Annotated in this window: 11 protein-coding genes and 2 pseudogenes; 8 read left to right on the plus strand and 5 right to left on the minus strand. The window is 66.2% G+C overall.

Features of this window, described 5'->3' with window-relative positions; translation table 11 throughout:
* The 7 genes from GH737_RS08905 to GH737_RS08935 form a co-directional block, all read left to right on the plus strand.
* Positions 1-356: murein hydrolase activator EnvC family protein (locus GH737_RS08905; protein WP_155264484.1), on the plus strand; the 356-nt coding region annotated here is incomplete at its 5' end.
* A 33-nt stretch (positions 357-389) separates the two neighbouring features.
* Complete coding sequence (locus GH737_RS08910) at positions 390-1,739, plus strand: S41 family peptidase (protein ID WP_155264496.1); 1,350 nt, start codon at positions 390-392, stop codon at positions 1,737-1,739.
* Positions 1,740-1,743: 4 nt separating this feature from the next.
* Positions 1,744-2,268, plus strand: coding sequence for a disulfide bond formation protein B (locus GH737_RS08915; protein WP_155264485.1), 525 nt, complete (start codon positions 1,744-1,746; stop codon positions 2,266-2,268).
* Positions 2,265-2,801, plus strand: a complete 537-nt coding sequence (locus GH737_RS08920; protein WP_155264486.1) for a demethoxyubiquinone hydroxylase family protein — start codon at positions 2,265-2,267, stop codon at positions 2,799-2,801. Before GH737_RS08915 ends, GH737_RS08920 begins: the two co-directional genes overlap by 4 nt.
* A 47-nt stretch (positions 2,802-2,848) precedes the next feature.
* Positions 2,849-3,256, plus strand: a complete 408-nt coding sequence (locus tag GH737_RS08925; RefSeq protein WP_155264487.1) for a hypothetical protein — start codon at positions 2,849-2,851, stop codon at positions 3,254-3,256.
* Between the two features lie 104 nt (positions 3,257-3,360).
* Positions 3,361-4,764 carry a peptide MFS transporter gene (locus GH737_RS08930; RefSeq protein WP_155264488.1) on the plus strand — a complete coding sequence of 468 codons (1,404 nt, stop codon included), beginning with the start codon at positions 3,361-3,363 and terminating at the stop codon, positions 4,762-4,764.
* 34 nt (positions 4,765-4,798) lie between these two features.
* A complete protein-coding gene (locus tag GH737_RS08935) occupies positions 4,799-5,602 on the plus strand; it encodes a DUF1206 domain-containing protein (RefSeq protein WP_155264489.1) in 804 nt (267 codons plus the stop codon).
* Here the strand turns inward: GH737_RS08935 and GH737_RS08940 are convergent.
* Together GH737_RS08940 and GH737_RS08945 are read right to left on the minus strand one after the other, a co-directional pair.
* A complete protein-coding gene (locus GH737_RS08940) occupies positions 5,599-6,093 on the minus strand; it encodes a pyridoxamine 5'-phosphate oxidase family protein (RefSeq protein ID WP_196233068.1) in 495 nt (164 codons plus the stop codon). The two genes, GH737_RS08935 and GH737_RS08940, sit on opposite strands and share 4 nt — an antisense overlap.
* A gap of 58 nt (positions 6,094-6,151) precedes the next feature.
* Positions 6,152-8,056, minus strand: coding sequence for a CocE/NonD family hydrolase (locus tag GH737_RS08945; protein WP_155264491.1), 1,905 nt, complete (start codon positions 8,054-8,056; stop codon positions 6,152-6,154).
* 107 nt (positions 8,057-8,163) lie between these two features.
* Between GH737_RS08945 and GH737_RS08950 the strand changes: the two are divergent.
* Positions 8,164-8,796: pseudogene (locus GH737_RS08950) on the plus strand (UdgX family uracil-DNA binding protein); the annotation flags it as partial.
* Here GH737_RS08950 and GH737_RS08955 read toward each other — a convergent pair.
* From GH737_RS08955 to GH737_RS08965, 3 genes and pseudogenes are all read right to left on the minus strand, one after another.
* The gene (locus GH737_RS08955) at positions 8,793-10,880 is read right to left on the minus strand and encodes a TonB-dependent receptor (protein WP_155264493.1); all 2,088 of its coding nucleotides are present in this window, start codon (positions 10,878-10,880) and stop codon (positions 8,793-8,795) included. The pseudogene GH737_RS08950 and the gene GH737_RS08955 overlap by 4 nt on opposite strands.
* Before the next feature lie 66 nt (positions 10,881-10,946).
* The gene (locus GH737_RS08960; protein ID WP_155264494.1) at positions 10,947-11,636 is read right to left on the minus strand and encodes a DJ-1/PfpI family protein; all 690 of its coding nucleotides are present in this window, start codon (positions 11,634-11,636) and stop codon (positions 10,947-10,949) included.
* 4 nt (positions 11,637-11,640) lie between these two features.
* Positions 11,641-12,437, minus strand: a pseudogene (locus GH737_RS08965) (chromosome segregation protein); the annotation flags it as partial.

Raw genomic sequence — 12,437 nt, forward strand, 5'->3', positions numbered from 1 at the left:
GCGTCGTGGCGGGGCTTGGCGCCGTCGACGACAGCGGCGTGCGCTCGCGCGGGATTACCTTCGCGACAATGCGCGGCGCGCCCGTGTCGGCGCCCGCCGACGGGATCGTGCGCTTCTCCGGCCCGTTCCGCGACTATGACGGGATACTGATCATCGATCACGGCGGCGGCTGGATGAGTCTGATCGTCAACGTCTCCTCGCCGGTCAAGCAAGGAGAGAAGGTTCGGATCGGCGATTCCATCGGCCGAGCGCTCGGGCCTACGCAGGTCGAACTGTCCCGCAATGGGCAACGATTCTCGCCCGCTCTCATCGCAGGTTCATCTCAAACTCTGTCAAAGACAGCGAAAGGCGGCTAAATGCGACCGCTGCCGAACTGGGACCTTATTCTGATGAAATTCAACGCCAAGCTTCTTCCGCCGCTCGCGCTCGTCGGAGCGCTCGCTTTGGTACCCGTGACCGCCAGCTCCTTCGCTGCCGCGGACACGACCAATTACCAGGAGCTCGAGAAGTTCATGAGCGTCTACGAGCGGGTCAAGGCAAACTACGTGGAGAAGGTCGACGACCACACCCTTATCAAGGGCGCGATCGACGGCATGCTCGCCGCGCTCGACCCCCATTCCTCCTATGTCGAAGGCGCCGATTTCGACCAGCTCAAGACGACCACCGACGGCAATTACGGGGGCCTCGGCCTGACCGTCTCGATGGAGGACGGCGTCGTGAAGGTCATCGCCCCCACCGAGGACACGCCGGCGTGGCGCGCCGGGGTCAAGTCGGGCGACTACATCACCCACATCAACGGCGAGTTCATGAACGGGATCACGCTCGACCAGGCGGTCGAGAAGATGAAGGGCGCCCCCGGCACACCGGTCAAGATCACCATCGTCCGTCCCGGCCGCGACAAGCCGCTCGACCTCACCATCGTGCGCGAACGGATCGAGCTTCGCCCGGTCAAATGGGAGATCAAGGAAGGCGTCGGCTACATCAACATCGACACCTTCACCGGCAATGTCGGCGAGCAGGTCAAGTCGGCGCTTCTATCGATCGACAAGGCGACCGGCGGGCACCCGATCGGCTATGTCGTCGACCTGCGCTCCAACCCGGGCGGGCTCCTCGACCAGGCGGTCGACGTCGCCGACGACTTCCTCGAGAGCGGCGAAGTCGTCTCGCAGCGCGGGCGCACCAAGGACGACATCGAGCGCTACTATGCGCGGCCCGGAGACATGGCCCACGGGCTGCCCGTGATCGTGCTCACCGATGCCGGCACGGCCTCGGCGTCGGAGATCGTCGCCGGCGCGCTCCAGGACCATCGCCGCGCGCTCATCATGGGCGAAAAGAGCTTCGGCAAGGGATCGGTGCAGACGGTCGTTCAGACCGGCCCCGACGCTGCGCTTCGGCTGACCACGGCGCGCTACTACACGCCGTCGGGCCGCTCGGTTCAGGCCGGCGGGATCCAGCCCGACATCGAAGTCCCGCAGCTCACCGACCCGGACTACAAGAACCGCCGGTTCATCCGCGAGGCCGATTTGCGCAAGCACCTGCTCGCCCAGTCCAAGGTCGACGACAAGCTGCTCGAGACCGACACCACGCCCGATCCGCGGTTCAGCGCCAAGGCTGAAGACCTCAAGAAGCAGGGCATCAAGGATTTCCAGCTTCATTACGCGCTGAACACGCTGAAGCGGCTCGCCGGACAGGCACCGGCAAATGTGGCCGGCGGCAGCGCGTCGAAGAAATCGCGATAAGAGCATGAACGAGGCCGTTGCGGTGCATTCGGGCGCTGTGGCGGGCTGGCGGCCGGCCGGCATCGCTCGACTGATCGCGCTGCTCCTGCCGCTCGCGCTGCTCGGCGGCGCGCTCGGGTCGCAGTATCTCGGCGGGCTCTACCCGTGCGAGATGTGCTACTGGCAGCGCTGGCCGCACGGCGTCGCAATTTTGCTCGCCGCACTGTCGTTCACCGCGCCCGCCGCATCTCCGCGGTCGCGTGTCCTGGTCCTACTTGCCGCGCTTGCGATCGCCGTTTCGGGGGCGATCGGCGTCTATCATGCCGGCGTGGAAGCGAAGATCTTCCAGGGCTTCACCCAATGTACCGCGCTCGCCAGAGGCGGGACCACGGAGGAGCTTCTGCGGCAAATCACCCACGCGCCGCTGATCCGCTGCGACGAGGTGCAGTTCCGCTTCCTCGGAATCTCGATGGCCGGCTGGAACGCGATCCTCTCGCTCGGCGGCGCCGCGCTGATCCTCCTGTTCACGCTGAGGGCGAAGCGCGCATGAGCGGCTGGCGCCCCGGCGACCGGCGCGCGGACAGCGGCTCGATGGTGCGCGTCGACCAGGCCGGCGAATATGGCGCGACGCGCATCTATGCCGGGCAACTCGCCGTGCTGCGCAGCAACTGCCCCGAAGCCAAGCTGATCGCGCGCATGGCCACGCAGGAGGAGCGGCACCTCGCGCGCTTCGACCGGGTGATGGCCGAGCGGCGAGTCCGCCCGACCTTGCTCCAGCCGCTGTGGAACGTCGCCGGCTTCGCGCTCGGCGCCACCACCGCGCTGATGTCGGAGGAAGCGGCGCTTGCCTGCACCGACGCCGTCGAGACCGAGATCGACCGCCATTACCGGCGCCAGCTCGACGATCTTGGCGACGACGACCCGGAGCTCGCGCGCGACATTGCCGAGTTCCGCGCCGAGGAGCTCGAGCATCGCGACAGCGCGCGCGAGGCGGGCGCGACGAAGGCGGTCGGCTATCCGCTGCTGACCGCGGCGATCCGTGGCGGCTGCAAGGCGGCCATCGCATTGTCAAAGCGGATTTGAGGAACCAGAGCGAAGCATCGGCCGCTGTAGCCGCTGGAAGGACGAGTATGAGCAAGTTCACGATTGTCATGGGCGCCGCCGCGACCGCTGTCGCGGGTGGTTATGCGGCCCTTCCGGCCCCGGCGGCGGCACAAGCGGCGCCGAACATCGCCGAGATCATCGTCTATGGCGACGACCCGTGCCCCCGTTCGACCGACGACCAGGTCGTGGTCTGCGCCCGTCGTCCGGAAGCCGAGCGCTATCGCATTCCGCCGAAGATGCGGCAGAGCGGCACCCCGCAGGAGATGGAATCCTGGGCGGTCCGGTCGAAGAATCTCGAGACCGTCGGATCGACCGGGATCAACAGCTGCTCGCCGGTCGGCCCCGCCGGCTACACCGGCTGCCTGATCAAGGTCATCGAGCAGGCGCGCGGCGAGCGCAAGCAACAGGCCGACGACGAGATCCCGCCGCAGTAACGGCGCCGAGGCTCCGACGCAGCTTTCCCGGACGCCCGCACCTTGTTACGCGTCCGTGACATGCCTTCCGCAAGCGCGGCGGCCATGACCGAGGAGGCCGAAGGATGACGGTTGCCGACGCCACTCCCGACTATGAAGTCGGCACCCACGACGATCGCGCGTTCCTCGGGCACCCCAAGGGGCTCGGCTACCTCGGCTTCACCGAAGGGTGCGAGCGCTTCTCTTATTATTCCATGCAGACGCTGCTGGTGCTCTACATGGTCAATTACCTGCTCGTGCCCGGACGGATGGAAAATGTCGTCGGGCTCAGCTGGCTCAACGCGCACGTCTATCCGGGGCTTTCGGGCCAGCCGCTCGCCTCGGCGATTTTCGGGACCTACACCGCTCTCGTCTATCTGACGCCAATCGTCGGCGGGATCATCGCCGACAAATGGTTCGGCCGGAACGCGACGTTGATCGCCGGTGGCGTGCTGATGGCGATCGGCCATTTCCTGATGGCCATCGAGCCCGCCTTCCTGCTCGCGCTTCTCGCGCTGCTGCTCGGGGTCGGCGCGTTCAAGGGCAATATCGCGACCCAGGTCGGCGCACTCTACGGCCCCAACGACCTCCGGCGCGCGATGGCGTTCCAGATCTTCTACATCTTCATCAACGTCAGCGTGATCGTCGGACCCTTGATCTCGGGGACGCTCGGGCAGCGGGTCGGCTGGCACTGGGGCTTCGGCTGCGCCGGCGTTGTCATGGTACTGGGCCTCATCATCTATCTCTCGGGCCGCAAATATCTCCCGGTGGAAAACCGGCCGGCGCGCGGCGAGCGGAGGGAGCCGCGCGAGCCGCTCAGCCGCGGCGACTGGCTGTGCGTGCTCTACCTCGTGATCCTCATCCCGGTGCTCGCGATATCGCTGCTCACCAACCAGGAAATCTTCAACGCTTACCTCGTCTGGGGCGACCAGCACTTCAATCTCAGCCTGCTCGGATGGACGTTCCCGAGCACGTGGCTGATCACCCTCGACGCAGCGGTGAGCTTCTCGATGCTGCTCGCCGTCGCCGCCTTCTGGAAATGGTGGGGGACGCACCGCCGCGAGCCCGACGAGATCAGCAAGATGATCATCGGCAGCGTGTTCACGGTCGCGGGCGGCCTGTGCCTGTTCATGGCCGCGCTGACCCAGCCGGCGGGCGGCAAGATCAGCATGTTCTGGCCGCTGATGTTCGAGCTCTTCAACAGCATCGGCTTCGCCCACGTCCTTCCGATCAGCCTCGCGCTTTTTTCGAAGATCTCGCCGAAGCAGATCACCTCGACCGTGATCGGCCTCTATTATCTCTCCTTCTTCATCGCCAACGCGGTGGTGGGCTATGTCGGCGGCCTCTATTCCAGCCTTCCGACCACCACCTTCTGGCTGATCCACGTCGCCAGCGCGGTCTTCGGTCTCGTCGCCTTCATCGTTTTCAAGATCGTGCTCGGTCACCGCATGACGTCGACGGCGCAAGACCAGGCGAAGGCTCTGGGCTGACGCAACACAGCCGCTCCCCGCTCGTTGCGGGGCAATGGCCGCCGACGTCGCTCATGAAAGCAACTTCCAATGGCTGGCGCGGCTCGGCTTCGTCACCCGCGGTTTGCTCTATATCGTCATCGCCTGGCTGGTGATCGCCACCGGCCGGACCGAGGGTCTGACCGGGGTCATGGAATATCTCAGCCGAGGCTTCGGCCGCGGACTCATGATCTTCCTCGTGGCGGGGATGAGCGGCTACGGCCTGTGGCGCCTCAGCGACGCTGCATTCGGGATGGACAGCGGCCGCCACCATCCGAGGGCCTGGCGGCAGCGGGCCGTCGCGGGGTTCAGCGGCGCGATCTACCTCTATCTCGCGTACAAGGCGTTGAGGATCATGCTCGGCCGCAATCTTCCGCTCGCCGGAGGCGCGCACGAGAATGCGGCGACAGCACTTCACTTGCCCGCGGGCGAGCTGGCGGTCGGAATCGCCGCTGCGGTCCTCGCCGGAGCCGGGCTGGTCCAGTTGTGGAAGGCAGTCAGCTGCTCCTTTCTCGAAAATCTCGACGAGGCGGCGCAGCGGCCATTCACGAAATGGCTCGGCAGGATCGGCTATGCCGCGCGCGGCATCATCTTCCTGACGATTGCCTGGCTGCTCGCCAGGGCCGCGGTCGACCACGACGCAGCCGGCGTCGGTGGGCTCGAACAGGCGCTCGACGCGCTGCGCGGACCGCTGGAGATTCCCATCGCCGCGGGGCTCGCGCTGTTCGGGGTCTATTCGCTGGTCGAGGCGCGCTTCCGCACGATCCGCAAGCCGCCGACCGGGCACATCAAGCGCAAGGTCGAGGAGAAGCTGGCCTAGAGGCTGACCTCTGCGACCTTTTCGTCCATGCCCGCCTCTGGCTTGCGGCCGAAGAGCTTGTTGAGCGCGGGCTTGAGGAAGCCTTCGACGTCGCTCAGCCAGATTTTCGCATCGTCGACGTCGAACCGGACGAGCGCCAGCTTGGGGTCGTCCTTGCCCTCGTACCATTCGGCCACGATGGGGTTCCACAGCCGCTCGATAGTGGCGGCGTCGTTATCGATCCGCAGCGTTCCGCGCAGGCTTGCAAACAACCCGTGCCCCTTGGCGGAATAGGACGCCATTGCGCGGTTCGACCGGCCCATCGCCCGGGTGAAATCATGGTCGTTGGCGGTGAAGATCCAGAGCACGCCGGCGTCGCGGTCCCGGTCCTCGAAAACGGCGGTCATCGGCTGGGTGGCGCCGTCACGCATCCCTTCGATTCCTAGCATGATAAACGGGCTGTCCTTCAGCGCGTCCCAAAATTTCCCTTCGATCTCGCGGTCGTCGGCCATGTTCGTCTCCACTTCTGTTGGGTGGAGAACGGGCATGCGTTCGCCAGCGTTCCGAACGTTACGGGACGATCGGCAGATAGACCGCGCTCGCATTGTTGCCGCCGGTGAAGACGCTCTGCCTCGCCGCGCGATAATCGCCGGCCTTCGCGTAGAAGATGTTGGGGACGAAGCTCTGCGGGTTGCGGTCGTAGAGCGGGAACAGGCTCGACTGGACCTGCACCATGATCTTGTGCCCGGGCAGGAACACATGATCGACGTTGGGCAGGTTCCACTTGAACTCGGTCACCTTGCCGGGGGTCAGCGCATGCGGCTGCGCGAAGCTGTCGACGTAGCGGCCGCGGAAGATCTCGATCCCGATCGGAAGCTCGAAGCCCGACATGTCGCGCTTCGACCCTTGTGACGCGCCTTCGGGATTCTCATTGGGATAGACGTCGATCAGTTTGACCACCCAGTCGCTGTCGGTCCCCGTCGTCGCGGCGAACAGGTCGACTTGCGGAGCGCCCATAATGTGCACGGCCTTGGTCAGCGGAGCGCCGGTGTAGGTCAGCACGTCGGTCCGGCCGTCGACGAAGCGCTGGTCGGTGACGAGCCAGGTCTTCCACTGATCCCCGGTGATCGGACGCGGCAGATAGGGGACCGGCCTGGCAGGGTCGGAGACATAATCGTCGTGGCCGCTCGCGCCAGGCTTGTCGAAGCTGACGCCGCTATTTGCCGTCAGGTAGATCGGGGTTGGCGTGCCCATCGGCCAGCGCGGGCTCGCCTCCCATTTGTTGATACCGGTCGCATAGGTGTAGGCCGCCGGCGTGTGCGGGTCGGGCGCGCCCTTGAGATAATGGTCGAGGAAGGGCTTCAGATTGTCCTGGCGCCACTGCAGCGCCGTGTCGCCGTTGAAGGTCAGGTCGCCAAGCTCATAGCCGTAATGGTTGGCGCCGGAATGGCGCCACGGTCCGATCACCAGGTGAAGCAGGCCGCTTCCCTCATATTTGTCCTTGAGCGCCTTGTAGACCGCCGGCGCGCCATAGCTGTCCTCCTGGTCCCACTGGCCGACCTCGAGCATGGTCGGGACCGTCAGCGGATGCGCCGCCATCCATTTGTCGACCGCCTGCCCCGACCAGAACTCGGTATAGGCGGGGTTCTGCATCAGCTTCTGGACGAACGGCACGTTCTCGATCTGATATTTGCGCGCGTAGTCGGCCATTGAGCCGGCTTCGAGATAGCGGGTGTAATCGTCGCCGGTGCCTACCGGCACGCTCGCGCCGGCGTCCGCCTTGCCGGTGCTCTGCGACAGTCCGAAGTCGAAGCCGCCCGTGCGGTAGGCACCGTTGTGGAACCAGTCGTCGCCCATCCAGCCGTCGACCATGGGGCTCTGCGGGACCGCGGCCTTGAGCGCCGGGTGCGGGTTGATCTCCGACGCCAGGGTGAGGAAGCCGAGATAGGACGATCCGATGGTGCCGACCTTGCCGTTGGACTCCGGCACGTTCTTCACCAGCCAGTCGATCGTGTCGTAGGCGTCGGTGCTTTCGTCGATCCCCGTGTTGTTGAGCGGCCCGACGATCGGCCGGTTCATGACGAACGTGCCTTCCGAATTGTGGAGGCCCCGAATGTCCTGCTGGACGATGATGTAGCCGTCCTCGACGAACTCCTTGTACATGATCGGCAGCTTGTCGACGACCTTGAGGCTCGCCGTGCGGTCGGTGCTGCCCTTCGCGTCATAGGGCGTTCGCGACAGCAGGATCGGGCCGTTCGTCGTGCCCTTCTTCATGAAGATGACGGTGTAAAGCTTGGTCCCGTCGCGCATCGGCACCATCGCCTCGCGCCGGATGAAATCGGCCTGCGGGAGGATCGGGTTGTACGAGGCGACAACGTCGGGCGTCATCGGCGTGACGCGCTGCGGCGCGGGCGCGGCGGCGAGGGCGAGGAGCGGGAGGAGGGCGGCAGTCAGGCGCAGGAGCGAGTTCTTCATGCCGCGAGCAGTAAGGGCGGCTCGGCAGGCCCGCAACATCGCGGCGGCCCGGTCGTTGATTCTTGATGGCCGACATTGCGAGCGAAGGTCTCAAGCACGCGCTCGAAGCCGAGCGACGGATCGAGCCGGGCGGCAATTTGCGCGCGGCCTGGGAAAAGCTGCTCAAGGATGCGCGCAAGTGCACCCGGTGCGAGCTCTACAAGTTCGGTACCCAGACGGTGTTCGGCGAAGGCCCGCTCGACGCCGCGATCATGTTCGTCGGCGAGCAGCCGGGCGACCAGGAGGATATCGCCGGGCGGCCATTCGTCGGCCCGGCTGGCGCGGTGTTCGACGAAGCGCTGGAGAAGGCCGGGATCCACCGGTCGAGCGTGTACGTCACCAACGCGGTCAAGCATTTCAAGTTCGTGGCTAAGGGCAAGCGCCGAATCCACAACAAGCCCGACGCGGGCGAGATATCGGCCTGCCGGTGGTGGATCGAGCACGAGCGCGAGCTGATCCGCCCGCCGGTGACGGTCGCGCTCGGCGCCACGGCGGCAAGATCGCTGATCGGCAAGACCGTGACAATCGGCAAGGTGCGCGGCGAGCCGCTGGCGCTTGAGGACGGAAGCGAATGCTGGGTGACGGTGCACCCAAGCGCGCTCCTGCGGATGCCCGACCCCGAAGCGCGGCGCGAGGGCCGCGCCCTGTTCGTCCGCGACTTGAAGCTGATCAGGGCGCGGGCCGCGAAGCTTGCGCGCTAGAAGCGGTACCCGATCGTGGCCTTGATGCTCCGCGGTGCACCGGGAGCGATATTGTTGTCGTTGCTGGCGCTCGGGTAATAGTCGGCGCCGAGTAAATTCTCGGCGTTGAGCTGCGCTTCCAGCCCGCTCGGGAGCCTGTAGAACACCGCCGCATCGACCCGCGCATAGCCGGGCAGCTTCACCGCATTGCCGATCGAGGCATAGGATTTCGAGCGCGCGATCACGCCGAGGCCGACGCCGAGCCGCTGGGTCACGTCATAGCGGTTCCACAGCGAGAAGCTGTGGCGCGGTACCAGCGGCACCTTGCGCCCCGCGGGCGCGGCCGAGGTCGTCTCGGTGATCTCGGCGTCCTGAAGCGCGTAGCCGGCGGACATCAGCCACCGGCTGGTCACGCTGCGCTCGAGCCCGAGCTCGAGCCCGCGGCTGCGCTGCTTGCCGGTGAGCACGGTGCGGGTCGGGTCCAGCGGATCGCTGGCCCGCGTGTTGCTTCGGTCGAGCTGGTAGAGCGCCGCGGTGGCGAGCAGGCCGTCGAGGATCTCCCACTTGGCGCCCACCTCGCGATTGTCGAAGCGCTCGGGCTCGAGCGCGGCGCGGGTCGAGTCGAGGCTGCTGAACTGGTCGCCCGACTGCGGCAGGTACGACCGGCTATAGCTGGCATAGAGCGACAGGTCCGGCGTCGGCTTGAGGATGACGCCGAGCCGCGGCGACCACAATTTGTCGCGACGGCTGAACTCGCCGTGATCGAGCGGTCGCAAGTCGTCGACGTGGAGGTTGAAGCTGTCGAAGCGCAGCCCGGCGACGATCTCGAGCCACGAGGCGGGTCTGATCTGGTCCTGCACGTAGAGCGCCGCCACGGTCGCCTTCACGCGGTTGTTCGAATCGTCGGCGTCGGGCGCGAAGATCACGTTCGCATCCACGGTCGGGTCGGTGATCGGCGTCGTGTCGCCGTCGGGGAAGCTCCCCGTGTTGCGCTTGTTGCGCGATTTCTCTCGGCCGAGCTCGAACCCGAACAGCAGGGTCTGGTCGATTCCGCCGAGGCGGTTCTCCCAGACGAGATCGGTCTGGCTGAAGAGGTTGGTTCGGTCGGTCGCGTTGTTGTACCCGCCGAGCGTCACAAGACCGGTCGCCGCGCTGAATCCGCGCGGGTACACGTTCTGGTAGAACTTGCTGTAGTCGCCGAGCAAAGTGTGGTTGCGCAGCGTCAGCCCGCCGCCGAAATCGTGCGAAACGATCAGCGTCCCCAGGTTCACATTGGCGCGGGCGAAGCTGACGTCCGGGTCGCCGAAGAAGGTGCGGGTGAAGCCGCGGATCGGCTCGTTGCCGTCGGCGGGCACGCCGCGATCGGCGGTGCGGCGATCGTGGAAATGCTCGTACGACAGGTCGATCCGCGTGCTGCCGGCGACGACCGCAGCCGTCGGGTTGATTCCGTAGCGCGTCAAATCGACGTGGTTGCGAAAGCTTCCGCCGCGTTCGTACATCGCGTTGAGGCGGGCACCGACGGTGTCGTTCAGCGGTTGGTCGAGATCTCCGGTGAAGCGAAAATCGCCCCAATTGTCAGCCGACGCGGTCAGCGCCCGATAGGGCGCCAGCGTCGGCCGCTTCAGCACCCGGTTGACGATCCCGCCCCCGCCGCCGCGGCCGAAGATCATCGCGTTGGGGCCTTTGAGCACTTCCACGCGCTCGACGTTGTAGAAGTCGCGAAAATACTGGACGTCATCGCGCACGCCGTCGACGAAGAAGTCGGCGGTGCTGCTGTTGCCGCGCAACACGATCGTGTCGCGATTGCCTTCGCCGGCATTGTACGAAGCGCCCGGCACGAACAGCAGCAGGTCGCCGACAGAGCGCAGCTGCTGATCCTCGATCTGCTGGGCAGTGACGGTGGTCAGCGCCTGCGGGATGTCCTTGACGTCGGTGTTGGTCCTGGTTGCGGTGCTGGTCGCCTTGACGCCATACTTCACCTGCTGGCCGGTGACGACGATCGGCTGGTCGGCGTCGGCCGATGCGTCGGCGGCAGCATCTGCGGCGTGAGTTGGTGCGGCGCCGCAGACGAGCGCCGCGGCGAACGGAAACAACAGGCGGCCCATGTCTTCCCCTCAGGATTTCGCCCGAGCGTCTAGTGTTATTGAAAGTCATTCGCAATAGCAGAACTGCTATTGAGTCTGTGACCCTTCAGCGACCGCCCGGATCCTTGCCTCGCGATCGGGCGCAATCGCGCGGGTTCTCTCGCGCACGCGTTCGACGATCGCCGGCTCGGCCGAGCGCGGAGTCCCGGAGACGAACGGCGGATGCGGGTCGTATTCGAGGCCGAGCTGCACGGCCTTCGCATGCTCCTCGCCGCGGATCGCGGCGGTGAGCGCGAGCGCGAAGTCGATCCCCGCGGTTACGCCGCCGCCGGTCACGCGGTTGCGGTCGAACACCACGCGTTCTTCCACGGGCTCCGCGCCGAACAGCGCCAGCTGGTCGCGCCAGTCCCAGTGCGACGTCGCGCGATAGCCGCGAAGCAAGCCCGCCGCGCCGAGGATCAGCGAGCCGGTGCAGACGCTGGTGACCCACTGCGCGCCCGACCCGACCTCGCGCACCCAGGCGAGCGCCCGCGCGTCTTCCATCACATCGACGCACCCGAATCCGCCGGGCACGCACAGGATGTCCGCATGGCCGACTTCGTCGAAAGTCGCAGTCGGCAGGATCGAGAAGCCACTGTCGGTCGCGACCGGCTCGCGACACTTCCACACGAAGTGCATCGATGACGCGCCGAGCCGCGACAGAACCTGCGCCGGCCCCGAAAAGTCGAGCTGCGTGACATCCGGATAGATCAGGAAGGCGATCGTCAGCGGCTGCATCGGCTCACTCTGCTGCAAGCAATGTCTCCGCGCCGACGAGGTCCACCGAGACCAGCCGGCTGACGCCCTTCTCGATCATCGTGACGCCGTACAGCCGATGCATGCGGCTCATCGTCACCGCATTGTGTGTGACGATCAGGTAACGCGTGTCGGTTTCCTGCGTCATGCGGTCGAGCAGCTCGCAGAAGCGCTCGACATTGGCGTCGTCGAGCGGCGCGTCGACTTCGTCGAGGACGCAGATCGGCGCCGGATTCGTCAGGAACAGCGCAAAGATCAAAGCGATCGCGGTCAGCGCCTGCTCGCCGCCTGAAAGCAGCGTCAGCGCCGACAAGCGTTTGCCCGGAGGCTGGGCCATGATCTCGAGTCCCGCCTCGAGCGGGTCGTCGCTCTCGACCAGCTCGAGATGCGCCTGCCCGCCTTCGAACAGGGTCGTGAACAGCCGCCGGAAATGGGTGTCGACCTTTTGATAGGCATCGAGCAGCCGAACCCGCCCTTCGCGGTTGAGGTTGCCGATCGAGCCGCGCAGGCGATGGATGGCCTGGGTTAGCTCCTCGGCTTCCTCGGCGCCCTTGCTCCGCGCAGCGTCGAGCTCGGCCAGCTCCTGCTCGGCCACGAGGTTCACCGGGCCGATCCGCTCGCGCTCCGCGGTGAGCCGTTCGAGCGTCGCCGCTTGCTCGTCGGCATTGCGCGGCTCGCTCGGGTCGAAGCCGAGCGTTTCGGGCAGCCGCTGCGGCACGCATTCGAACTTCTCGACGCTCGCGCGGGCGAACTCGGCGCTGCGCGCCTGCTGCGCTTCCGCGC

Source organism: Sphingomonas segetis (genome assembly GCF_009720245.1).
GTDB classification, from domain to species: Bacteria; Pseudomonadota; Alphaproteobacteria; order Sphingomonadales; family Sphingomonadaceae; genus Sphingomicrobium; species Sphingomicrobium segetis.